The sequence below is a fragment of the Auraticoccus cholistanensis genome (genome assembly GCF_009742705.1).
Lineage (GTDB): Bacteria > Actinomycetota > Actinomycetes > Propionibacteriales > Propionibacteriaceae > Auraticoccus > Auraticoccus cholistanensis.
Genome location: NZ_WPCU01000010.1, coordinates 774,499 through 797,122 on the forward strand (window position 1 = coordinate 774,499; position 22,624 = coordinate 797,122).

The 22,624-nt window shown below is 74.0% G+C and carries 19 protein-coding genes and 1 pseudogene; 9 read left to right on the top strand and 11 right to left on the bottom strand.

Annotated features, from left to right (window positions below; translation table 11 throughout):
* Positions 1–59: 59 nt before the first annotated feature.
* The 5 genes from GC722_RS17140 to GC722_RS17160 all read right to left on the bottom strand — a co-directional run bounded on the left by GC722_RS17140 (position 60) and on the right by GC722_RS17160 (position 6,192).
* Positions 60–1,004: a hypothetical protein gene (locus GC722_RS17140; RefSeq protein WP_156611941.1), complete on the bottom strand. Its 945-nt coding sequence runs from the start codon at positions 1,002–1,004 to the stop codon at positions 60–62.
* Between the two features lie 2 nt (positions 1,005–1,006).
* Positions 1,007–1,486, bottom strand: a complete 480-nt coding sequence (locus tag GC722_RS17145; protein WP_156611942.1) for a helix-turn-helix domain-containing protein — start codon at positions 1,484–1,486, stop codon at positions 1,007–1,009.
* A 359-nt stretch (positions 1,487–1,845) separates the two neighbouring features.
* Complete coding sequence (locus GC722_RS17150) at positions 1,846–4,362, bottom strand: glycoside hydrolase family 65 protein (RefSeq protein WP_331715012.1); 2,517 nt, start codon at positions 4,360–4,362, stop codon at positions 1,846–1,848.
* 53 nt (positions 4,363–4,415) lie between these two features.
* The gene (locus GC722_RS17155; protein WP_331715013.1) at positions 4,416–5,147 is read right to left on the bottom strand and encodes an HAD family hydrolase; all 732 of its coding nucleotides are present in this window, start codon (positions 5,145–5,147) and stop codon (positions 4,416–4,418) included.
* 79 nt (positions 5,148–5,226) lie between these two features.
* Positions 5,227–6,192, bottom strand: coding sequence for an asparaginase (locus tag GC722_RS17160; protein ID WP_331715014.1), 966 nt, complete (start codon positions 6,190–6,192; stop codon positions 5,227–5,229).
* Between the two features lie 59 nt (positions 6,193–6,251).
* Between GC722_RS17160 and GC722_RS17165 the strand changes: the two genes are divergently transcribed.
* The gene (locus tag GC722_RS17165) at positions 6,252–6,701 is read left to right on the top strand and encodes a hypothetical protein (protein ID WP_156611943.1); all 450 of its coding nucleotides are present in this window, start codon (positions 6,252–6,254) and stop codon (positions 6,699–6,701) included.
* Positions 6,702–6,719: 18 nt separating this feature from the next.
* Here GC722_RS17165 and ygfZ read toward each other — a convergent pair whose 3' ends face one another.
* Genes ygfZ through GC722_RS17180 form a run of 3 tightly spaced genes read right to left on the bottom strand, consistent with a single transcriptional unit; the run spans position 6,720 to position 8,760 of the window.
* Positions 6,720–7,724: a CAF17-like 4Fe-4S cluster assembly/insertion protein YgfZ gene (gene ygfZ / locus GC722_RS17170; protein ID WP_156611944.1), complete on the bottom strand. Its 1,005-nt coding sequence runs from the start codon at positions 7,722–7,724 to the stop codon at positions 6,720–6,722.
* Positions 7,724–8,224, bottom strand: a complete 501-nt coding sequence (locus GC722_RS17175) for an FABP family protein (RefSeq protein WP_156611945.1) — start codon at positions 8,222–8,224, stop codon at positions 7,724–7,726. The genes ygfZ and GC722_RS17175 overlap by 1 nt, the downstream gene beginning before the upstream one ends.
* A gap of 50 nt (positions 8,225–8,274) precedes the next feature.
* Positions 8,275–8,760 (bottom strand): GNAT family N-acetyltransferase, encoded by a 486-nt coding sequence (locus tag GC722_RS17180; protein ID WP_197430248.1) that lies wholly within the window; start codon positions 8,758–8,760, stop codon positions 8,275–8,277.
* Between the two features lie 54 nt (positions 8,761–8,814).
* On the opposite strand from GC722_RS17180, the gene dtd reads away from it, so the two are divergent.
* On the top strand, positions 8,815–9,243 hold the full coding sequence (gene dtd, locus GC722_RS17185) for a D-aminoacyl-tRNA deacylase (RefSeq protein ID WP_331715015.1): 429 nt from the start codon (positions 8,815–8,817) through the stop codon (positions 9,241–9,243).
* A 37-nt stretch (positions 9,244–9,280) separates the two neighbouring features.
* On the opposite strand, the gene GC722_RS17190 is transcribed toward dtd, so the two are convergent.
* Positions 9,281–11,620: a glycoside hydrolase family 3 N-terminal domain-containing protein gene (locus GC722_RS17190; protein WP_331715016.1), complete on the bottom strand. Its 2,340-nt coding sequence runs from the start codon at positions 11,618–11,620 to the stop codon at positions 9,281–9,283.
* 163 nt (positions 11,621–11,783) lie between these two features.
* Here GC722_RS17190 and GC722_RS17195 point away from each other — a divergent pair, with 163 nt between their 5' ends.
* On the top strand, positions 11,784–12,830 hold the full coding sequence (locus tag GC722_RS17195; RefSeq protein WP_197430249.1) for a LacI family DNA-binding transcriptional regulator: 1,047 nt from the start codon (positions 11,784–11,786) through the stop codon (positions 12,828–12,830).
* A gap of 33 nt (positions 12,831–12,863) precedes the next feature.
* Here GC722_RS17195 and GC722_RS17200 read toward each other — a convergent pair whose 3' ends face one another.
* Entirely contained in the window at positions 12,864–13,121 is a 258-nt protein-coding gene (locus tag GC722_RS17200; RefSeq protein WP_156611947.1) for a MoaD/ThiS family protein, read from the bottom strand.
* 60 nt (positions 13,122–13,181) lie between these two features.
* Here GC722_RS17200 and GC722_RS17205 point away from each other — a divergent pair, with 60 nt between their 5' ends.
* A complete protein-coding gene (locus GC722_RS17205) occupies positions 13,182–13,841 on the top strand; it encodes a winged helix-turn-helix transcriptional regulator (protein ID WP_156611948.1) in 660 nt (219 codons plus the stop codon).
* Here the strand turns inward: GC722_RS17205 and GC722_RS17210 are convergent.
* Positions 13,831–15,246: a suppressor of fused domain protein gene (locus GC722_RS17210; protein WP_156611949.1), complete on the bottom strand. Its 1,416-nt coding sequence runs from the start codon at positions 15,244–15,246 to the stop codon at positions 13,831–13,833. The two genes, GC722_RS17205 and GC722_RS17210, sit on opposite strands and share 11 nt — an antisense overlap.
* Positions 15,247–15,376: 130 nt before the next feature.
* Here GC722_RS17210 and mshD point away from each other — a divergent pair.
* The 5 genes and pseudogenes from mshD to pstS all read left to right on the top strand — a co-directional run.
* Positions 15,377–16,279: pseudogene (mshD, locus tag GC722_RS18740) on the top strand (mycothiol synthase); the annotation flags it as partial.
* Positions 16,280–16,423: 144 nt separating this feature from the next.
* On the top strand, positions 16,424–18,535 hold the full coding sequence (locus tag GC722_RS17215) for an RNA degradosome polyphosphate kinase (protein WP_331715028.1): 2,112 nt from the start codon (positions 16,424–16,426) through the stop codon (positions 18,533–18,535).
* A 20-nt stretch (positions 18,536–18,555) separates the two neighbouring features.
* Positions 18,556–19,437 (top strand): NUDIX hydrolase, encoded by an 882-nt coding sequence (locus GC722_RS17220; protein ID WP_156611951.1) that lies wholly within the window; start codon positions 18,556–18,558, stop codon positions 19,435–19,437.
* Between the two features lie 92 nt (positions 19,438–19,529).
* On the top strand, positions 19,530–21,347 hold the full coding sequence (locus tag GC722_RS17225) for a gamma-glutamyltransferase family protein (RefSeq protein WP_156611952.1): 1,818 nt from the start codon (positions 19,530–19,532) through the stop codon (positions 21,345–21,347).
* A 150-nt stretch (positions 21,348–21,497) separates the two neighbouring features.
* Positions 21,498–22,613 carry a phosphate ABC transporter substrate-binding protein PstS gene (pstS, locus tag GC722_RS17230; RefSeq protein ID WP_331715017.1) on the top strand — a complete coding sequence of 372 codons (1,116 nt, stop codon included), beginning with the start codon at positions 21,498–21,500 and terminating at the stop codon, positions 22,611–22,613.
* Positions 22,614–22,624: the final 11 nt, after the last annotated feature.

The following is a 22,624-nucleotide window of genomic DNA, read 5'->3' on the forward strand; positions in this document are numbered from 1 at the left end:
GACGTCCCGACCCGCCAGGTGCGGGCCGGGACGTCGGGTTCGGGACGGCGGGGTCTGGGTCAGGAGGCGGTACCGGGGCCGGTCGAGCCCGGGCTGTCGTCACCGGCCGGCGGCTCGCCGGCGCTGGCGTCGTTGTCGGCCACCGCGTCGGCCGGGCGGGAGCCCTTGGCCGGGGCGGTGGTGGCCTCCTTGGCGCTGGGCGCCTTCTTGGCCGCCGCCTTGCGGGTCACCGCCTTCTTCGCCGCCGCCTTCTTGGCCGTCGACACGGGGGTGTCGGTGCTGGCCCCGCCGTCGTCGGTCGGCAGGCTGCCGGCTCCCGCCGCCTCCGGGCTGGCGCCCTTCGCGGCCGCGCTCTTCCTCGCCGGCGCCTTCTTGGCCGCGGAGCCGGCGCCCGAGGGGGCGGGACGGCTGGCCGAGGCCTTGCGGGCGCGCGGTGTGGTGCTGGTCTTGGCCGCCGACCCGGTGGCGGTCGGGGTGACCGGGTTCGGGTCGCCGGTCTGGGCCGCGTCGCGGGCCCGCTCGGCGGTCTCCTTGGCCCCCTCCGCCATCGGCTCGGCGGTCCGTGCGGCCGTGCCGGCGGCCTCCTTGGCCATGTCCTGGGCCTCGCGGGCACGCTGACCGAGGTCCTCGGCCAGGTCGCTGGCCTGGCCGCGGGCGCGGCTGAAGGCGACCTTGCCGCGCTTGGCCAGCTCCTCGTAGACCTCGCCGGCCTCGCTCAGCCACTGCTCGAGCTGGACCCGGGCCTGGTCGGGCAGCGTCTTGGCCTGCTCCGGCAGCGAACGGGCGGTCTGCGGCAGACCCACCACCTTGCGGCGCATCTCGGCGGCCTGGGCCTCCCGCTTCTCGCGGCGGGCCTTGGCCTCCTCGACGGCGGCCTCGTACTGCTCGGTGGCCTTGGCCACGAGGTAGTCGGCGGCACCGAGAGCGGCGTAGAGGGTGTTGGTGGCCAGCTCGACCACCCGGTCGGTGTTCATGTCGTTCTTGGACTGGTCCTGCTCGGCCATGCTCACTCCTGCTCGGTTGTGGTGGTCGTGGTGCTCGTCGCCGTCGCGGTGCCGGCGGCCGGTGGGGTCGCTGCGGCCGGCGTGGAGGCGGCGCGCGAGCGGGCGGCGTCGACGAAGGAGTCGTAGACGTCGAGGATGATCTGCTTCTGCCGCCCGGTCAGCAGCCGGTCGGCCAGGACGGCGGCGGGCACGGTGCTGACCCCGTCCGCCGCGGGTGCGGGCTGCTCCTGCGGGTCGAGCAGGCCGGCGCGGACGTAGAGCGTCTCCGCCGAGACCTGCAGCGCCTTGGCCAGCTGCTGCAGCACCTCCGCCGACGGCCGGCGCAGACCCCGCTCGATCTGGCTCAGGTAGGGGTTGGAGACGCCTGCGGACTCCGCCAGCTGGCGCAGCGACACCCCCGCCTGGCGGCGCTGCGCCGCGATGAACTCCCCCAGGGAGTCCAGCGGCTGCCCCAGCCGTCCCGTGCTGATCCTGCGTGCCATGCTCCCAGTGTGCTAGCACCAGCTAGCGCGCGCAAGCGCAAGCAAGCACCGTCCTCCCGCCTCCACCCTGCCCCGCTGTATGTCGTCGCGGTCACGGTCGGTGTGTCGCGGCGTGTCCGGATGTCTCCGCGCAACGGCGTACACGTCCTCAGGGGTGGGCGGCCGCGACCCGTGCGCGACGGTGCTGACGCCCCGGACCGTCCCGCCGGAGGACGCCCCTGGAAACCTGTACGCCGTCGCGCGCGTACATCCGGACGCGCCGCGACACGCCGTCCGTGACCGCGATGACATACACGCGGGCAGGGGGGCGCGGGGAAGGGCGGTGCTGCGGGGGGTCAGCTCCGGTGGCGGCGGGGCCCTCAGACGTCGAACTGGTCCATGTCGATCGAGCGGGGGACGGCCGCGCTGATGCGGGTGCCGTCCTCGCGCTGGCCGCCCACCATCCGGGGGTGGAGCGGGAACGAGGGCAGCTGCGGGCCCTGGTCCTCGAGCCGGACCGTGGCCGGGGAGTCCGGCGAGAGCTCGACCTTGCGGCCACGGACGGTGAACCCGGCGCTCTCCCCCTCCTCCAGCTCGAAGCGGTAGCTGTCCGCGCTCAGCTCGGCGCGGACCTTGGCCCCGCCGACCCGGAACCGGAAGATCAGCCGCTCCCACGACTCGGGCAGCCGGGGGTCGAAGCTCAGCTCGCCGTCGTAGTCGCGCATCCCGCCGAAGCCGAACACCAGGGCGCTCCACACCCCGCCGGCGGAGGCCACGTGGACGCCGTCGGCGGTGTTCTTGTGCCGGTCGGCCAGGTCGACGAAGGCGCCGGCGTAGAAGTAGCGCAGGGCAAGCTCCCGGTGACCCACCTCGGCGGCGATGATCGACTGCACCACCGCCGACAGCGTGGAGTCCCCGGTGGTGATGGGGTCGTAGTACTCGAAGTTCGCCCGCTTCTCCTCGGCGGTGAACTGGTCGCCCTGCAGGAACATGGCCAGCACCACGTCGGCCTGCTTGATCACCTGGAACCGGTAGATCACCAGCGGGTGGTAGTGCAGCAGCAGCGGGAAGTTCTGCGACGGCGTGTGCTCCAGGTCCCAGACCTCGCGCTCCAGGAAGTGCAGGTCCTGGGGGTGGATCCCCTGGTTGGCGTCGAAGGGGATCGCCATGCCCTCGGCGCAGTCCTCCCAGGTGCTGACCTCGTCCATGGTCAGCTTGAGCCGCGCGGCCAGCCGCTCGAACTCCCGCGGCCAGAACTGCCGCATGGCCCGCACCGTCTCGGCGGCCTTGCGCAGGTTGAACCGGGCCATCACGTTGGTGAACAGGTTGTCGTTGACCACCGTCGTGTACTCGTCGGGGCCGGTGACGGAGTCGATGTGGAACAGCCGGTCGCCGTTGCTGCGCCAGAACCCGAGGTCGGCCCACATCCGCGCGGTCTCGATCAGGATGTCGGCGCCCTGGTTGAGCAGGAAGGTGACGTCGCCGGTGGCGTTGACGTAGCGGCTGACGGCGTAGGAGACGTCGGCGTCGATGTGGTACTGCGCAGTGCCGGCGGCGTAGTAGGCCGAGGCCTCCTCGCCGTTGATCGTGCGCCACGGGAACAGCGCCCCGCGCTGGGCCACCTCGGCCGCCCTGCGCCGGGCGGCCGGCAGCATCAGGTGGCGGAACCGCAGTGCGTTCCGGGCCAGCCGCGGGTTGGTGTAGGTGAGGAAGGGCAGCACGTAGATCTCGGTGTCCCAGAAGTAGTGCCCGCCGTAGCCGAGCGCGGTCACCCCCTTGGCGGCGATCCCCTGCCCCTCGGCCCGCATCGAGGCCTGCGCGATCTGGTACAGGTTCCAGCGGATGGCCTGCTGCAGCTCGGGCTGGCCCTCCACCACCACGTCGGCGTCGGCCCAGAACCGGTCGAGGGCGGCGCGGTGGTCCTTGAGCACGTTGATCAGCCCGTGCTCGGTCGCCCGGTCCAGGGTGCGGCGGACGCGGTCGGTGAGCTCGCGCACCGGCACGCCGCGGGAGGTGTGGTAGGCGGCGTACTTGACCACCCGGATGGTGTTCCCGGCCTTGGCGTCGATCCGGTAGACGATCTTGGCCGAGTCCTCGTCGGCGAAGTAGCGCTCGGTGACGTGGTTGGCGGTGTCGACCACGTGGTGTGCGCCCACCGCGATCGTCATCCGCGACTCCACGCACCGGTAGCCCAGCATCAGCCGGCCCTTCTCGGCGTAGTGGTACTGCGGCTCCAGCACCCGGCGGTCGAACTGGGAGCCGCGGCGGGGGTCCTTGCCCTCGCCCATGGCGGCGGAGCGGACGTGGTACTCGTCCTGGCCGTCCTGGCGGTTGAGGATCTGGGTCGAGATGACCACCGGGGCGTCGGCGTCGAGCACGGTGAGCTCCATGGTCATCACCGCCAGGTGGCGCTCGGCGAAGGAGACGCTGCGGGTGGTGTTCATCTGCACCCGCTTGCCGGAGGGGGTGCACCACAGCAGCTCGCGGCGCAGCACGCCGTCGGCGAAGTCGAGGCTGCGCTCGTAGCGCTCCAGGTCGGCCACCGAGAGCAGGATCGGCTCGTCGTCGACGTAGACCTTGATCAGCGCCGTGTCGGGCGCGTTCACCAGCGTCTGACCCACCCGGGCCAGCCCGTAGGCCTCCTCGGCGTGGTGGATCGGGAAGGTCTCGTGGAAGCCGTTGACGAAGGTGCCGTGGCTGTGGGTGTCGCGGCCCTCCTCGGGGCAGCCGCGCATGCCCAGGTAGCCGTTGCCCACGGCGAACAGGGTCTCGGTCGTGCCGAGGTCTTCGGTGCTGTAGCTGGTCTCCACCAGCCGCCACTCGTCGACGGGGAAGCGGAGCCGGTCGAGCGGGTCCACCGGGTCCGGTCGGACGTGCGAGCCGTGGCGGTCGTTCACTGCGGGGTTCTCCTGCGCTCGGAGGGTCGGGGACTCAGGGGCGTTGCGGTGGCTCAGCCGGGGACGAGCTCGGCCAGGTCGCGCACCACCACGTCGGCGCCGGCGCGGGTGAGGGCCTCCGCACCGACCCCGCGGTCGACGCCGACCACGTGCCCGAAGCCGCCGGCACGGCCGGCCGCCACCCCCGAGAGCGCGTCCTCGAGCACCACCGAGGCGGCGACCTGGGCACCCAGCAGCTCGGCGGCGCGGACGAAGGTGTCGGGGCGGGGCTTGCCGGGCAGCTGGTCGCGGGCGGCGACCACCCCGTCGACCACCACGTCGAAGCGCGTGCGCAGCCCCGCCGCCTCGAGCACCGGCACCGCGTTGCGGGAGGACGAGACCACCGCGATCCTCACGCCGGTGGCGGCGGCCAGGTGGTCCAGCAGGGCCACCGAGCCCGGGTACGGCTGCACCCCGTCGGCGGCCAGCACCTGGGCGAAGGCGTCGTTCTTGCGGTTGCCGAGCCCGCACACCGTCTCGCGCTGCGGGTCGTCGGAGGGGTCGCCCTCGGGCAGCGTCAGCCCCCGCGAGGCGAGGAAGTCCCGGACGCCGTCGTAGCGCGGCTTGCCGTCGACGTGGGCGAAGTAGTCGGCGTCGGTGTAGGGCTCCTCGACGCCGCGCCCGCGCAGGAAGCCGTTGAACATGACCGACCAGGCGCGCATGTGGACCTCGGCGGTCGGGGTCAGCACGCCGTCCAGGTCGAACAGGGCCGCCTCGACACCGCTCCAGTCCAGAAGGTCAGTCACGTTCCGAGCCTAGGGGACGACACCGCCCGCCACCGCCACGAACGCACAGCGTGCCACCGGTCCCGGGCACGGCGGGGTCTCAGCGGGCCAGCGCGGCCAGCGCCCCCGGCACCACCCGGACCTCGCCGACCGGACGGCCATGCCCCAGCACCGGCGACGTCCGCAGCGCCTGCAGCCCCGGGTCGTCGAAGCCGAGCGCCAGCAGCACCTCGGCCATCAGCGGCGCCCGCGCCCGCTCGGAGCCGTCGGCGATCTTCAGGGCCACGCCGCGCCCGTCGGGCAGCCCGATGGCGTACACCGCCTCCGCGCCGGCCTTGCCCACCGACCCCGGCACCGCCCGGTGGAAGCGGAGCTCGTCGCGCCGGGTGCCGGAGGTCCACTCGGGGTGGCTGCGGACGGCGTCGGCGACCTTGCGCTCGGCGCCCCCGGCCGCGGCGGCGATGCGCCCGAAGGCCCGGGCCAGCCCGGCCAGGGAGAACCCGAGCAGCGGTGCCCCGCAGCCGTCCACCGCGTCCACCGCGACCGGCTCGCCGGTCAGCTCGGCCACCACGTCGCGGGTGCGCCGCTGCAGCGGGTGGGCCGGGTCGAGGTAGTCGCCGCGCGACCAGCCGTTGCGCTGGCAGGTGCGCAGCATGCCGGCGTGCTTGCCCGAGCAGTTCATGGCGATCCGCTCGCGGCGGTGGCCCTGGCGGATCCACTCCTCCCGGGCTTCGGCGTCGGAGGGGAAGTCGACGACGTTCTGCAGCTCGGAGGGGTCCAGACCGCAGCCGCCGAGGATCCGGCGCACGCCGTCGCGGTGGAAGGCCTCACCGGAGTGCGAGGCCGAGACCAGCGCCAGCAGCTCGCCCTCGACGTCCAGCCCCTCGCGCACCATCGCCACCGCCTGCAGCGGCTTGTTGCTGCTGCGGGGCAGGAGGGGCGCCTCCGCGTCGCCCAGCGACGCCAGCAGCTCGCCGTCCGGGCCGGTGACCGCCACCCGGGCGCGGTGCACGCACTCGACGAAGCCGTTGCGGACGACCTCGACCACTTCCACGTCGCTGCTCACCGCGGGAGGCTATCGCGGCGGCGGAGGCGGTGGCCCCGCCGCCCGGCACCATGCCGGACATGACGAGCACCTGGATCACCGTCGGCGGGCTGGCGCTGACCGCCTTCGTCGCCCTGGTCGCGATCCGTCCCCGGTGGTTCGCGACCTGGCGGGTGGCACGTCACCACGGCCCCGACGACGTCTCCGGCTACACCAGGCTCGGCGACGCCTCCCCGGGTTCGGTGCGGCTGCTGTACGGGGTGCTGGCCGGGTTCTTCCTGGTGGCGACCTTCGTGGTGCGCGGGTGGGCGGTGGCCGACGAGCGCTGCGACGTCGCCCGCTCGGTCTACGACTCGGCCCGCGACCAGGACGGCTGGCGGGAGGCCGCGGAGGCCGAGGGGATGTCGCTGACGACGCAGCAGCGCAGCGGCTCGCGGAGCTGGACGACGCACACGCTCACCCGCGCCGGTCAGCCGGTGGCGAGCTGGTCCGACGCGGGGGGCGGCTGGCGCTTCGAGTGCGGCGGCTAGCCGTCGCCGCGTCCGGGCTCAGAGGCGGGCGCGGACGTGGAGACCCACCTCGGGGTCGACCAGCACCTCCTGGGCCGCGGCGACGCCGCCGGCGAGCAGCGGGGCGCCGACGTCGACGCTGCGCTTGACCAGCCCGAGCGCGATCGGGCCCAGCTCGTGGTGGCGGGCGGAGGAGCCGACGAAGCCGACGACCTTGCCCTCCGCTGCGCCTCCGGCGCGCGGGTCGAGCACCAGCTCCGAGCCCCGCTCGGGCAGCGTGTCCACGCTGCCGTCGAGGTGCAGCAGCACCAGCCGGCGGGGCGGACGTCCCAGGTTGTGCACCCGGGCGACCGTCTCCTGGCCGCGGTAGCAGCCCTTGTCGAGGTGGACCGCGACGCCGAGGACGCCGATCTCGTTGGGGATGGTGCGGTGGTCGGTGTCGATGCCGACGCGCGGGACGCCGGCGGCGATCCGCCGGGCCTCGTAGGCCCAGGTGCCGGCGGGGGTGGCCCCGGCCTCGAGCTGGCCGGCGAGGAAGTGGTCGAGGTGGTCGCGGGGGACGAACGACTCGTGCCCGCCGAGGCTGTCGGCGCCCGAGCGGGTGATCCGCGGCCCCTCCGGTGACGGGCCGGCCTGCCACACCACGGCGAGCTGCTCGGTGCGGTCGGCCACCTCGACGCGGAGCATGAAGCGCATCCGGTCCAGGAACTCCACCAGCGCCGGTGCCGCTCCGGGCTCGGTGTGGGCCCAGAAGGTCTCGCCGTCGTCGACGCCGTAGAAGGCGTGCTCGACGTGGCCCTGCGGTGAGAGCACCAGGCCGGTGGTGCCGACCCCGGGGGCGAGCTGCTCCAGGTGCTGGGTGGTCAGCGAGTGCAGCCAGGACAGCCGGTCCGGGCCGGTGACGGAGATGACGCCCCGGCTGGACAGGTCGACCAGCGCGGTGGTGTCCATCGCGCGCTGCTCGCGCATCGGGTCGCCGTGGTGCCAGGCCACGCCGGCGTCCGGGCCGCCCTCGGCGAGGACCGCCGTGTCCGACCAGCTCATCAGCCGGCCCGGCGCTGCAGCCGCGCCCACATGTAGGGCTGCAGCGGCTGGTCGCTGGTGGCCCGGTCGAAGGCCCACAGCAGGTCGTGCTCGACGTTGCCGTAGAGCCGGTGGCCGGCGGTGTAGTCGCTGCCGGTGGCGGTGCGCACCACTGCGTCGGTGGTCAGCTCGATCTTGGCGCCGGTGACCTTGCCCAGCCACACCTCCGACCAGCCCTCGGGGCTGCACATCACGACCTCGATGTCGCCGGTGCTCTGGGGCCGCCAGAAGCCGGTCTCCATCGACAGCGGCTTCACCGCGGTGCCGTTCTCGTCCACCTCGAAGGTCTGCGACAGGTAGTGCAGGTAGGGGCCGCCGTTCTGGGCGAAGTCGACCTGCTGGCCGTACTCGAACTCGCCCTGGCCGGGCCAGCTGCCCTTGCCGGTGCCCTCCCACCGGCCGATCATCCAGGCCAGGCCCATCAGGTCGGGGTGCAGTCCCTCGGGAATCTCGAACGCCATGCCCGCGAGTCTAGGGCGGCCGGCGGGAGGGGCCGGACGGAGGCCGGGGCTCAGAGCTGGCGGCGCAGCACGGTGGTGGTGGTCCGGTGCAGCGTGCCGTCGTCCAGCGGCCAGGACTCCTCACGGCGTCCGGCCGGGCGGTAGCCGAGCCGGCGGTACAGGGCGGCGGCCCGGGGGTTGTCGTCCTCGACGCTGAGCTGGACCCGGCGGTGCCCGCGCACGGCCGCCTCCTGCTCGAGGGCGCCGATCAGCAGGGTGCCCACGCCGAGCGACTGCCAGGCCTCGTGCACCGAGAGCATCCACAGCTCGCCGGCCTGCGGCTCCTTGACCAGGTCGAGCCCGCCGCAGGCGACGAGCTGGCCGTTGCCGGCCTCGACGCAGAGCAGCACGACCTCCTCCGACAGGGTCCTTTGCCAGCTCTCGGCCACCACCCGCAGGTGGGCGGGTCCGCCGGACCACGACAGCCCCGGCAGGTCCTCCGGCTCCAGGTCGCGCACGGTCAGCCGGACGGGCAACGACTCCACGGCGCGGATCACCCCCCGGAGTCTGCCGGAGCGCCCAGGCCGGCGCACGGCACTACCCTCGGGGCCGTGCGAGCCGTGCTGCAACGCGTCACCTCCGCCGACGTCACCGTGGCCGGGGAGGTCGTCGGCTCCCTCACCCGACCCGGGTTGCTGGTGCTGGTCGGGGTCACCCACAGCGACACGGTCGAGACGGCGGCCCGGCTGGCCGACAAGGTCTGGCGGCTCCGCGTGCTCGAGGGCGAGCGCTCCTGCGAGCAGGAGGACGCGCCACTGCTGGTGGTCAGCCAGTTCACCCTCTACGCCGACACCCGCAAGGGACGCCGCCCGTCGTGGTCGGCGGCCGCCCCGGGAGCGGTCAGCCAGCCGCTGTACGAGGCGGTGGTGCGGTCGCTGCGCGAGCTCGGCGCCACCGTGGAGACGGGGGTCTTCGGGGCGCACATGGACGTCCGGCTGGTCAACGACGGACCGGTCACGCTGGTCCTCGACGTCGACTGAGCCGGCTCCCCCACCGGCCCACCCCCGGCGAGGCCGCTCAACCCTCGCGGGTCACCGCCACCCCGGTGACCAGCTCCCGCCCCGGACCGGTGCGCCGGGTGGCGCCGACGAGCTGCAGGGACGCCGACCCGGTCAGGTCGCCGACCGAGTGCCCGGTGGAGAGCACGACCTCGCCCGGCTCGACCACCCGCTCCCCGGCCACGCCGACGAAGGAGAACCGGTCGGCGTGCAGCGTGAAGTCGACCACCGCCGCCTCCCCCGCCGCCAGCTCCACCCGGGCGAAGCCGACCAGCTGCTGCACCGGCCGGGTCACCTGGGCGACCGGGTCGTCGGCGTAGAGCTGGACCACCGTGGCCCCGGCCCGCTCGCCGGTGTTGGCCACCCGCACGGAGGCGGTCAGCTGCCCGTCGACCGGCACCTGGTCGGCGTCCAGCGTCGGACCGGACAGCTCGAAGGAGGTGTAGGAGAGCCCGTGGCCGAAGGGGAAGGCGGGAGCGATGCCGAGGTTGCTGATCTTGTCCCCGTCCTGGCCCAGCGGCGGCGCCAGGTAGGTGTGCGGCAGCGCGGCCGGGCTGGCCGGGACCTGGACGGGCAGCCGTCCGCTGGGGTTGACCGCACCGGTGAGCACCCGGGCCAGCGCCGGCGCCCCCTCCGAGCCGGGCAGGAACGCCTGCACGACGGCGGCGGTGCGGTCCAGGTAGCGACCCAGCGCGTAGGGCCGTCCGGAGACGACGACGAGCACGACGGGCGTGCCGGTGGCCAGCAGCGCCTCCACCAGCTCCGGCTGGTGTCCCGGCAGCTCCAGGCCGGGCGCGTCGGACCCCTCCCCCGAGGTGCCGGCACCGAACATGCCGGCCCGGTCGCCCACCACGCAGATCACGAGGTCGCTGTCGCGGGCGGCCTCGGCGGCCTCGGCCACCAGCTCGGGGTCGGCGTCGACGAGCGGGGTGCCGGGCAGCACCGCGATCTCGGCCTGCGGCAGCTCGGCGCGCAACGCCTCGGGCAGCGAGGTGACCTCGATGCCCAGACCGAGCTCCGGGTGACGCGCCAGCACGTGGATGGGGAAGGAGTAGGCCCCCATCAGGCAGCCCGGGTCGTCGGCGCAGGGACCGACCAGCAGCACCCGTCCGGAGGCGTCCGGGGCGAGCGGCAGGATGCCGTCGTTGGCCAGCAGCACCACCGACTCCTCGGCCAGGCGGCGGGCCACCGCGCGGTTGTCGGCGTTGTCGAGCTCGGGCGCGGGACCGGTCGGGTCGGGCTCCCAGCCGCGGTCGAGCAGGCCCAGCTCGATCTTCTGCCGCAGCACCCGGCGCAGCGCGGTGTCGACGTCGGCGCGGGTGGAGGCGGGGTCGGGGTCGTCCTCGTCGAGACGGGCGTAGCCGATGAGGTCGGGCAGCTCCATGTCGATGCCGGCGTGCAGCGCGAGCCGGGCGGCCTCGGCCACCGTGCCCGCGACGCGGTGCTTGGCCTGCAGGAACGGCACCGCCCAGTAGTCGGACACCACCGTGCCCTCGAACCCCCACTCCTGCCGCAGCAGCTCGGTCAGCAGCCAGCGGTCGGCCGCGGCGGGGACGCGGTCGGTCTCGGTGTAGCTGTTCATCACGCTGCGGGCCCCGCCCAGCCGGAGCGCCATCTCGAAGGGCACCAGCACCAGGTCGCGCAGCTCGCGGTGGCCCACCGAGACCGGCGCGTGGTTCCGCCCGCCGCGGGAGGAGGCGTGGCCGGCGAAGTGCTTGAGGGTGGCGACGACACCGGACTGCTCGAGGCCGGAGACGTAGGCCGTGGCCAGCGTGCCCACCAGGTAGGGGTCCTCGCCCAAGGTCTCCTCGACGCGTCCCCAGCGGTAGTCGGTGACCACGTCCAGCACCGGTGACAGCCCCTGGTGGACGCCCACGCCGTGCAGGTCGCCGCCGATGCGGCGGGCCATCGCGTGCACCGCCTCCGGGTCGAAGGTGGCCGCCCAGGCCAGGCTGGTCGGGTACACGGTCGCGCCGAGGGTGGTGAACCCGGTCAGGCACTCCTCGTGCGCCAGGGCGGGGATGCCAAGCCGCGTCCCGGTCAGCAGGAAGCGCTGGGCCTCGGCCAGCTGCCGCCGTCCCTCCTCCGCGGTCACCGGTCGGGTGCCGAAGACACGGGTGAGCTGGCCGATGCCGTCGGCGGCCACCGTCTCGAAGGACCGGCGCCCCGCCGACAGCGTGTCCTGCATGGGGGCGATCACCTGGTCGGAGTCCCGCTCGTCGGCCCAGTAGCTGCCCAGCTGGGCGGCCTTCTCGGCCGGTGACATCACGGCCAGCAGGGCCTCCACCCGCTCCTCCACAGGACGGTCGGGGTCGGTCCAGACCGCCCGCTGGACGTCCAGGTCGTCGGTCTCGCCCACAGGGACTCCTTCGTCTCCGAGCGCCGAAAGTTTCGGCACGTCGTGGTACGTGCCGAATCTAGGAGGCACGTCAGGGTGGGTCAAGGCCCTGTGGCAGTTGTCCACAGGCGGGAGCGAGAGGCTGGTACGGTTCCGATAGTTTCGAGACCCGACAGGACGGCCCGTGAGCACCAGCTCCTCCCCCGACATCCCGGACGGCCGCGGCACGCCCACCATGGCCGCCGTCGCCGCCGAGGTCGGGGTGTCCGTGCCCACGGTGTCGAAGGTGCTCAACGGCCGCCCCGACGTCTCCCCGGCGACGCGCGCCCGGGTCGAGATCGCCCTGCAGCGCAGCGGGTACCGACGCCGCCGGCAGGCGCAGCCGGGCGGCACCCCGCCGCTGCTCGACCTCGTGTTCCACGAGATCGGCTCCGCCTGGGCCACCGAGATCATCCGCGGCGTCGAGGAGGCGGCCTCCGCCGCCGGCGTCGGCGTCGTGCTCTCGGCGTCGGGCGGGCACCACCACCCCGGGCAGGGCTGGGTCGAGCGGGTGCTCGCCCGTCGGCCCGTCGGCGTCATCTCCGTGATGTCGACCCTGCACCCGGACCAGCGCCGCCGGCTCGCCAGCCGCTCGGTGCCCCTGGTCGTGCTCGACACCGACGGCGAGCCGCCGCCGGACGTGCCCACCGTGGGGTCCAGCAACTGGCACGGCGGGCTGTCGGCCACCCGCCACCTGCTCGAGCTCGGGCACCGCCGGGTGGCCGTGGTCACCGGACCCGCCGACGTGCTCTGCTCCCGGGCGAGGGTGGACGGCTTCCGCAGCGCCCACGACGAGTCCGGAGTGACCCTCGATCCCGCGCTCGTCCGCTACGGCGACTTCGAGGTGGCCGGCGGTCACCACCACGGCCGGGAGCTGCTGAGCCTGCCCGAGCGCCCCACCGCCGTGTTCGCCGGCTCGGACATGCAGGCCCTCGGCGTGCTGCGGGCGGCGCGCGAGCTGGGCCTGCGGGTGCCGGCGGACCTGTCGGTGGTCGGCTACGACGACCTGCCGCTGGCCGCCTACGTGGACCCGCCGCTGACCACCGTCCACCAGCCGCTGCGCGACATGGCCGTCACCGCCACCCGCATGCTGCTCGACCCGCAGCCCGGCGACGACGACCGTCCGCGCCGGGTGGAGCTGGGCACACACCTCGTCGTCCGGGACAGCACCGCCCCTCCCCCACCCCGCTGACCCGGGTCCGGCCTCGGCCGCCCGTGGGCCCGCTCAGCCGCCGGCGAAGGGAGGCAGCAGCTCGAGCTCGGCGTCGGCGTCCAGGGGTTCGGCCAGGGCGGCCCGCGGCACGGTGCGGCGGTCCCGCAGCAGGCTGCAGACGTCCAGCACGCGCGCGAACTCGGCGTCACCGGGACGGGCGGCCTTCACCGCCTCCAGCGCCTCCGCCAGCGAGGACGCCTGCACCTGCTCGGTCTCGACGCCGGCCGCGGCCCGGGCGCCGGCCCAGTAACGGAGGGTGACACGGTGCATGGCTGTTACTCTCTGCCATGCCCAACAGGGCAGGCGGATGGGGGATGACCGAGGGGCGGGATGGCGACTCTGCTGCTGTTGAGCAAGCATGCCACGACGGCGTCGGACGTGCTCCCGTCGCTGGCGCTGCTGCACCACAAGGTGCAGGTGGTGCCGGCCGAGGCGTCCTCGCTGCTCGAGGCCCCCCGCGCGGACGCGATCCTGCTGGACGCCCGCACCGACCTCGCCGCGGCCCGCGCGCTCTGCCGCATCATCCAGACCACCGGCGGGGAGACCCCCGTGGTCATCGTGGTCACCGAGGGCGGCCTCACCGCCCTGGCCAGCGACTGGGGGTTCACCGACCTGGTGGTCGACAGCGCCGGGCCGGCTGAGGTCGAGGCCCGGCTGCGGCTGGCCACCACCCCCGCGGACGACGACCGCGACGTCATCGCCTCCGGCGGCATCGTGATCGACGAGGCCGGCTACGCCGCCCGGCTCAACGGCCGCCAGCTCGACCTGACCTACACCGAGTTCGAGCTGCTGAAGTACCTGGTGCAGCACCCCGGACGCGTGTTCAGCCGCGAGCAGCTGCTCTCCGACGTGTGGGGCTACGACTACTACGGCGGCACCCGCACCGTGGACGTCCACGTTCGCCGCCTCCGCGCCAAGCTGGGCCCCGAGCACGAGTCGATCATCGGCACGGTCCGCAACGTCGGCTACCGGCTGGTCGTCAAGAGCTGAGGGAGCCGCTCGGCCCACGTCCTCGCTGGCGGTCGAACCGGCCGCGCCAGCCGCCGTCGACGAGCTCCAGGTACCGCTCGGCCGTCCTGGGGTCGACGGCCTCGACCAGCGCGTACCGGGAAAACCCGTGACGACCTCGCTGGCCCGCTGCCGGTAGCACCATGTCCCGGGACTCGGGCCGGCTCTGGAGCACCCTGCGGAGCCGTCGCCGCCGGTCCTCGGCCGAGAGCCGCGGGGCGGTGAACCGGACCTCCAGGCCTCCCAGCGCCTCCAGCCCGCGCGTGGTCACGGTGTCCGGGACCTCGACGAACGGGTGGACCCGGAAGGACACGTCGATGTCGTCCATCTCCTGCACGAGCCGCTGCGGCGTGGCGAGGTGACCCTGCTGCGGCAGCCACACGGCGACCACGTGCCGGCGTTCGGCCAGGATCCGCACCAGGGCGAGCACCGCGACGAGGGCCTCGAGACCGCGACCACCCACCGGCGCCAGCTCGACGGTCCTGCGGTGGGTCGGCACCGCGTCGTGCAGGGGCGCGTCGGCGTCGGTCCAGCCGGCGTCCTGCAGCACCCGGTGCACGTCCATCGGTCCGGTGAGGCGCAGCTGGACCGACACCTCGTCCAGCGGCATCAGGTACGAGGTCGCGCGGTCCTCGGCCAGCGCGGCCGAGAGCGCGGGGAGGTCGTGGTCGAGCACCTGGCCGAGGTGGTCGGGGCTGTCCCCCAGCAGCACGTGCACCGTCCACGGCGGCGGCCCGTCGACCACCCCCGCCCGCCCGGGGTCCACCACGGCGCTGACCCCCGCCTGCCACAGCCGCTCGAGCAGCCCGCTGCTGCCGTAGGGGACGGCGAGCGCGTGGTCGAGCTCGTCCGGCGTCACCAGCAGCGCCCCGTGGTAGCGGACCTCGCCGACGGGGGTGGAGGCGAGGGCCAGGTCGCCGGGGTAGGCCAGCGGCGGTCCGACCAGCACCCCGCCGAACGGGACGCCGGCAGGCACCAGGTCGCGGAACTCGGGGCCACCGACCGTGGTGCCCCACTCCAGCGCCCGCTCCTCGTCGAGGCTGAGTCTGGCCGTCTCGCGCAGCACCGTCACCGGCCAGGAGCTCGCTGGCGCCTCCAGCAGCGACCCGTCGGACGCGTCCGTGCCCGGCCAGCCGGCCGGGAGGCCCAGCAGCAGCTCGGACCGGACCAGCTCCTGCTCGCCGCCACGGCCGCTGCCGCCTCCGCGCCGTCTGCCCACGTCCGACAACCCGTCGGTGACCAGGGTGGCGTGGGGCACCCGCCCGGTGGGCGGGAACAGCAGCACGTCGAACCGCACCCCGTCGTGGACGTCCTCGACCAGCCGGACGGGTTCACCCAGGAACGAGCGCAGGTGCTCCACCCGTGCCACGCCGAGCTCGTCGTCCATCTGCGGCTCCTCCTGCTGGTCGTCGCCCGCCGGCCCGTCGCCGGCCCCGCACAGCGTGCCTGGCCGCGGGGTCAGCCTCCGGTCACGGTCCCGACACCTCGGCGTCGCCCCCGGGCCCTACGGTGGGCACATGCACGTGCAGCTGCGCCAGACCCTGGACGACCAGGCCCGCGCCGAGGTCCTCGGCCTCTACGAGGCGTGCCTCGCCTCCGACCAGACGGCCCCCCTCAACGAGGCCGCCCTGCTGGCCCTGCCCACCCCGGGCGACCAGGTCGAGCACTGGGTGCTGTGCGACGCCGAGGCCGGCGACACCCTGGTCGGGTACGCGCAGGCGCGGTGGGCCGACGACGAGCACGGCCAGAGCACCGCGCAGCTGATGGTGCACCCGCACGCCCGCCGTCGTGGCGGGGGGACGCTGCTGCTGGAGGCCGTGCGCGCCCGCCACCAGGAGCGCCACCCGGGCACGCCCGCCACCGAGCTGCCCGAGCTGGCCTTCTGGGCCTTCGGCCGGCTGCCCGCCGCCACCGAGATGGCCCGCCGGCAGGGCCTCGACGTGGTCCGCGAGCTGCTGATGATGGGCCGCGACCTCGCCGCCAACCCGGTGACCGACGAGGTGCTGGTCCCCGACGGGGTGACGCTGCGCACCTTCCGTCCCGGCGAGGACGAGGAGGGCTGGCTGTCGGTGAACCTGCGGGCCTTCGCCCACCACCCCGAGCAGGGCCGCATCACCGCCGAGGACCTGCGGCTGCGGATGGAGGAGCCGTGGTTCTCCCCCGAGGACTTCCTGGTCGCCGAGCGGGACGGCCGCCTCGTCGGCTACCACTGGATGAAGTCCGAGGGCGACGTCGGCGAGGTCTACGTCCTCGGCGTCGACCCCGAGGCCGCCGGCATGGGTCTGGGCCGGGCGCTGCTGACCGCCGGGGTCCGCCACCTCGCCGCCACCGGCCACAACCACGTGCGGCTCTACGTCGAGGCCGACCAGCAGCGGGTGGTGAAGATGTACCACAGCGCCGGTTTCGTCACCGTCCACCGCGACGTGCTCTACGCCGCCGTGCGCGGCACCGAGGAGCGCAAGGTGGCCTCACGGACCGGCGAGGTCGACCAGTCCGGCGCGCCGCCGGCCGCCCTGGTGGACGCCGGGGAACGGCTGGCCGAGCCCGGGTCCGACGGCGCCCGGGTGGCCGCCCCCTACACCGAGGAGGACTTCGCCGCGGCGCTGGCCGCGCTGCCGGAGGACCGCTTCTCCGAGCGCGAGCTGTCCTGGCTGGCGTTCAACAACCGGGTGCTGGAGCTGGCCCGCGACCGCGAGCGGATCCCGCTGCTGGAGCGTGCCAAGTTCCTGGCCATCTTCAGCTCCAACCTCGACGAGTACTACATGGTGCGGGTGGCGGGCCTGAAGCGGCGGATCGCCGCCGGCGTGGCGGTCGCGGGCCCGGGCGGCCTGCTGCCGCGCGAGCTGCACGACGCCATCCTGCAGCGGACCCGCGAGCTGGTGACCGCCCAGGCCAGGCTGTTCGAGGAGGAGATCCGCCCCGAGCTGACCGCCGAGGGGGTGCAGATCCTGCCCTGGCGCGACCTGACCGACGACGAGAAGTCCACGATGCGCCGGCTCTTCGCCGAGCGGATCTTCCCGGTGCTGACCCCGCTCGCGGTGGACCCCTCGCACCCGTTCCCCTACATCTCGGGGCTCAGCGTCAACCTGGCCGTGCTGCTGAAGAACCCCGCGACGGGCGCCCGCCAGTTCGCCCGGGTCAAGGTGCCGACCATCCTGCCCCGGTTCCTGTCGCTGGGCGGCAGCCGCTTCGTGGCCATCGAGGACGTCATCGCCCGCCACCTGGACCAGCTCTTCGCCGGCATGCAGGTGCTGGAGTGGACGACCTTCCGCGTCACCCGCAACGAGGACGTCGAGGTCGAGGAGGACGACGCGGAGAACCTGCTGTTCGCGCTCGAGAAGGAGCTGCTGCGTCGCAAGGTGGGACGTCCGCCGGTGCGGCTGGAGGTCGAGGAGGGCATCGACCCGGCCATCCTCGACCTGCTGGTCTCCGAGCTCGACGTCGACCAGCGCGAGGTCTTCACCCTCCCCGCGCCGCTCGACCTCAGCGGCCTGTTCAGCCTCGCCGACATCGACCGCGAGGACCTGAAGTACCCGGCCTTCCTGCCCAAGACCCATCCCCACCTGGCGGAGGTCGAGACGGCCAAGCCGGCCGACATGTTCGCCGCGCTGAAGCAGCGCGACGTGCTGCTGCACCACCCCTACGACTCCTTCGCCACCAGCGTGCAGCGCTTCGTCGAGCAGGCCGCCGCCGACCCCCAGGTGCTGGCGATCAAGCAGACGCTGTACCGCACCTCCGGCGACTCCCCCATCGTCGACGCCCTGGTGGAGGCCGCCCAGGCCGGCAAGCAGGTGCTGGCGCTGGTGGAGATCAAGGCCCGCTTCGACGAGCAGGCCAACATCCGCTGGGCCCGCACCCTGGAGGAGGCCGGGGTGCACGTGGTCTACGGCGTGATGGGGCTGAAGACCCACTGCAAGCTGTCGATGGTGGTCCGCGACGAGCCCGACGGGCTGCGCCGCTACGCCCACATCGGCACCGGCAACTACAACCCCAAGACGGCCCGGATGTACGAGGACATGGGCCTGCTGACCTCGAACCCGGTGATCACCGAGGACGTGGCCCGGCTGTTCAACCACCTCTCGGGGATGACCCAGGAGACCCGCTACCGGCGGCTGCTGGTGGCCCCGCACGGCATCCGCACCGGGCTGATCGACCTCATCCGCACCGAGATCGTCAACGCCCGCGCCGGGCTGCCGGCCGGCATCAAGATCAAGGTGAACTCCGCCGTCGACGAGGCCGTGCTCGACGCGCTCTACGTCGCCGCCGGCGAGGGCGTGCCGGTGGACCTGTGGGTGCGCGGCATCTGCACGCTGCGTCCCGGGGTCCCCGGGCTCAGCGAGAACATCCGGGTGCGCAGCATCCTGGGCCGCTTCCTGGAGCACAGCCGGCTGTTCTGGTTCGCCGGCGGCGGGCGTCCGGTGGTGGGGATCGGCTCGGCCGACCTGATGCACCGCAACCTCGACCGCCGGGTCGAGGTGCTGGCCTCCATCACCAACAAGGCCCACATCGCCGAGATCGAGCAGCTGTTCGAGACCGCCTTCGCCGACGACACCGTCTCCTGGTGGCTCGACGGCGAGGCCGGCTGGACGGCCCGCACCACCGGAGCGGACGGGCGCCCGCTGGTCGACATGCAGGAGGCGCTGATCGCGGCCAAGAGCCGGCGGCGGAGCAAGTAGGGGCACGCGGTAACCCGCCGATGGCCAAGAAGGCGATCATCCCCACCTCGGGGGCGGTGGTGCTGCGCCCGGGCCCGGACGGGCCCGAGGTGGCGGTGGTGCACCGGCCCCGCTACGACGACTGGTCCCTGCCCAAGGGCAAGGAGCTGCCCGGCGAGAGCGGCGTGGTGGCCGCGGTCCGGGAGGTGCGCGAGGAGACCGGGCTCGACATCCGGCTGGACTGCCGGCTGGACTCCCAGCGCTACCGGGTCCCCGCCGGGGAGAAGCTGGTGTCGTGGTGGCGGGCCGGCGTGGTCGGCGAGCACGAGCGCCGGCCCGACGACGAGGTGGACAAGGTCCGCTGGTGGGACCTGCACCGGGCCCGCCGCCGGCTCACCCGGCGTGACGACGTCCGCCGCGTCGAGCAGGCGCTGGCCCTGCCACCCACGACCACGGTCGTGCTGGTCCGCCACGCCAAGGCGATGCAGCGCAGCAACTGGACGCTGGTCGACGCCACCCGGCCGCTGACCGGACGCGGACGCCAGCAGGCCCAGGACCTGGTCCCCATGCTGGCCGCCTTCGGGGTGCGCCGCGTGCTGAGCTCCTCCTCGACCCGCTGCGTCAGCACCGTCCGGCCCTACGTCGAGGCCGCCGGCGTGGAGCTGCTCACCTCCAGCCGGCTCAGCGAGGAGGAGGGCAGCGAGGACGCCGACGGCGTCGCCCAGGTCGTCGAGGAGTTCGTGGCCGCGGCGGTCGCGGCCGGCGAGCCGGCGGCCCTGTGCGGGCACCGGCCGGTCATCCCCCACATGCAGGACGCGCTCGGACTGCCGCACCGCGGGCTGGCCACGGCCGAGATGGTGGTGCTGCACCTGGGCCCCGACGGCGAACCCCTGGCGCAGGAACGTCACCGCCCCCGCAGCTGAGCGCCCGACCGGGCTGCGCCGAAGCCCCGGTGGGGCGCGGGGGCGCGACGTAGCATCCGGGATAGGTGCCGTCTGCCGAGAGGTCGTCCGTGATGCCCATGATCCGACCGGCCTCGCCGCTGCCGATCCTCACCGCCCTCACCGCCCGGACCGCCCGGACCGCCCTGACCGCCGCGACCGCGGTGGCCGTGCTGGTCAGCGGCTGCAGCGGCACCGGCACCGCGCCCGCGAGCGGCACCGGCGGCGCGCCGGTGCCCAGCCCGAGCAGCGCCTCCCCCACGACCGCAGGGGTGGAGGTCGCGCTCACCGTCCACCCGGCAGCCACGGAGGCGGCGCTGGACGTGCTGGCCGACGGCGGCAGCGCGGCCGACGCGGCGGTCGCGGCCGCGGCGGTGCTCAGCGTGGTCGAGCCGTACTTCTCCAACGTGATCGGCGGGGAGACGTCCGCCCTGCACCGCGACGGCGAGACCGGGCGGATCCAGAGCCTCAGCGGGGTGGGCTACGTCGGCGAGGAGTACACGGTCGAGGACTACCGGACCCGCGGCGAGACCGGCTACGGCCTGTACCAGTCGCTCGTCCCCGGCGCCTGGGGCGGGTGGATGCTGCTGCTCGAGGAGCACGGCCGGCTGGGCCTGGACCGGCTGCTGCAGCCGGCCGTCGAGCTGGCCCGCGAGGGTCACCCCGCCGGCTCCGACCTCGCCGAGCGGCTGGCGATCTCGGTCGAGGGAGGGGCGGTCAACGCGGCCGCCGAGGAGGTCTACCTGCCCGAGGGCACCCCGCTGCGTGAGGGCGAGACGGTGGTCCAGCGCGACTTCGCCGAGACGCTCACCACGCTGAGCGAGAGCTACACCGCGGCCGGCGACCACGACGAGGGGCTGCGCGCCGCACGCGACGCCCTCTACGAGGGCCCGCTCGCCGAGCAGGTCGTCGAGGCCATCCAGGCCGACGGCGGCTACGTCACGCTCGCCGACATGGCCCGCTTCGAGGCCAGGCTCACCGAGCCGCTCAGCCTGGCCTGGGACGAGCAGGTGACGGTCCACCAGAACCCGCCGCCCTCCCAGGGGCTGGCGATGGTGGCCGCCCTCAACACGCTGCGCACGGCCGACCTCTCCGGCGGCCCCGAGGACCCGGCCGCCGTGCACCTGCAGGTCGAGGCGATGAAGCTGGCCATGGCCGACCGCGAGGCCTACGTCGGCGACCCCGACCTGACCCGGGCACCGCTGGAGCAGGTGCTCAGCGAGGAGTACGGCACCGCCCAGCTGGCCCGGATCGACCCCGACGCGGCGCTGGCCTGGCCGATCACCGACGGCGTGGAGGAGATGACCAACACCACCACCTTCCAGGTGGTCGACGCCTCCGGTGACGCGGTCGCGGTCACCACCAGCACCGGCTTCCAGCTCACCGCCGCCGGCGAGACCGGCATCATGCTGAACAACCGGATGCGGTTCATGACCGCCGACGACCCCGGCAGCCCGAACCACCTGCAGCCGGGCAAGCGGGTCCGCTACACCGGCAACCCGTGGATGGCCACCCGCGGCGAGGAGCTGTGGCTGCTCGGCGGGGTGATCGGCGTCGACACCCAGCCGCAGGTCCAGACCCAGCACTTCATCGCGGTCGCGGAGTTCGGGATGACCCCGGCGGAGGCGGTGGCCGCGCCACGGCTGGTCACCGAGTTCCACCCCGACTCCGTGGCCCCGCACGAGGTCCCCAACGTCCTGCAGGTCGAGGGCAGCCTCCCCGACGACGTGGTCCGGTCCCTGCGGGACAAGGGCCAGGAGGTCGTCGTGGACGCTCCCGGCGCCGTCTTCGGCTACGGCTCGGTCGTCGAGCTGGCCCCGGGCCGACGCGGCGCCGAGCTCGGCGAGGACCCCCGGGTGGAGACCTCCACGGGAGAGGTCCGCGGGCCCTGAGACGGGTCCCGGCGCAGGCGTGCATCTGCCGGAGCGCAGGCGTTCACCTGTTGTTCATGTGCAGGGGCTGAGGTGGTCACCACCTGCTCCTAGGTTCGGCAGCGGAAGCCGGGGGGCTTCCCTACTGGACCCAGCAATGGAAGGCATCTTGTGAAGATCTCCCGCGCGGGCGCGCTCGTCGCCGTGCTCACCACCGCAGCCATCGGCTTGTCCGCATGCGCCGCCGACGAGGCGCCGCCCACGACCAACGGTGGCGGGGCCGCTCCGGCCCCGGCCGAGCAGCAGCTCTCCGGCACCCTGACCGGCGGCGGGGCCTCCTCCCAGGAGTCCGCGATGACCGCCTGGATCCAGGCCTACTCCAGCACCCAGCAGCAGGTCACCGTGCAGTACAACCCGGTCGGCTCCGGCGGCGGCCGCGAGGGCTTCCTGGCCGGGCAGTACTCCTTCGCCGGGTCGGACTCGGTGATGGACGAGGAGGAGCTGGCCCAGTCGCAGGAGATCTGCGGCCCCGAGGGCGCCTTCCACGTGCCGGCCTACATCTCCCCGATCGCCGTCGCCTTCAACCTGCCCGGTGTCGACTCCATCAACATGGACGCCGAGACCATCGCCTCGGTGTTCAAGGGTGACATCACCACCTGGAACGACGAGGCCATCGCCTCCCAGAACGAGGGCACCGAGCTGCCCGACACCCCGATCACCGTCGTGCACCGCTCCGACGACTCGGGCACCACCGAGAACTTCACCGAGTACCTCTCGGCCGCCGCCCCCGACGTGTGGACCTACGAGGCCGGAGACGTCTGGCCGAGCGAGGAGGCCGCCGAGAACGCGCAGGGCACCTCCGGCGTGGTCGGCCTGGCCTCCCAGACCGAGGGCGCCATCACCTACGCCGACGCCTCCGCCACCCAGGAGCTGGGCAGCGTCGCGGTGAAGGTCGGCGAGGAGTACGTCCCCTACTCCGCCGAGGCCGCCTCGAAGGCCGTCGAGACCGCCGAGCGCGTGGGCGGCGGTGCGGAGCAGGACATGGCCGTCGAGCTGGACCGCGCCACCGAGGAGGCCGGTACCTACCCGGTCGTGCTGGTGTCGTACCACATCTACTGCACCACCTACGCCGACCAGGAGACGGTCGACCTGATCAAGTCCTTCGGTGAGTTCGCCGTCTCGCCCGAGGGCCAGCAGGCCGCCTCCGACGCCGCCGGCAACGCCCCGCTGTCCTCCGCGCTGAGCGAGGAGGCCACCGCGGCCATCGAGAGCATCACCGTCCAGTGACGCACGGGCCC

Coding starts and splice junctions, on each gene's coding strand:
- GC722_RS17210 (WP_156611949.1), bottom strand. CDS start 15,246: ATGGACGACGAGCTCGGCGTGGCACGGGTGGAGCACCTGCGCTCGTTC.
- ygfZ (WP_156611944.1), bottom strand. CDS start 7,724: ATGAGCTGGTCGGACACGGCGGTCCTCGCCGAGGGCGGCCCGGACGCC.
- GC722_RS17145 (WP_156611942.1), bottom strand. CDS start 1,486: ATGGCACGCAGGATCAGCACGGGACGGCTGGGGCAGCCGCTGGACTCC.
- GC722_RS17165 (WP_156611943.1), top strand. CDS start 6,252: ATGACGAGCACCTGGATCACCGTCGGCGGGCTGGCGCTGACCGCCTTC.
- GC722_RS17220 (WP_156611951.1), top strand. CDS start 18,556: ATGGCCAAGAAGGCGATCATCCCCACCTCGGGGGCGGTGGTGCTGCGC.
- GC722_RS17205 (WP_156611948.1), top strand. CDS start 13,182: ATGGCGACTCTGCTGCTGTTGAGCAAGCATGCCACGACGGCGTCGGAC.
- GC722_RS17225 (WP_156611952.1), top strand. CDS start 19,530: ATGCCCATGATCCGACCGGCCTCGCCGCTGCCGATCCTCACCGCCCTC.
- GC722_RS17175 (WP_156611945.1), bottom strand. CDS start 8,224: ATGGCGTTCGAGATTCCCGAGGGACTGCACCCCGACCTGATGGGCCTG.
- GC722_RS17200 (WP_156611947.1), bottom strand. CDS start 13,121: ATGCACCGTGTCACCCTCCGTTACTGGGCCGGCGCCCGGGCCGCGGCC.
- GC722_RS17140 (WP_156611941.1), bottom strand. CDS start 1,004: ATGGCCGAGCAGGACCAGTCCAAGAACGACATGAACACCGACCGGGTG.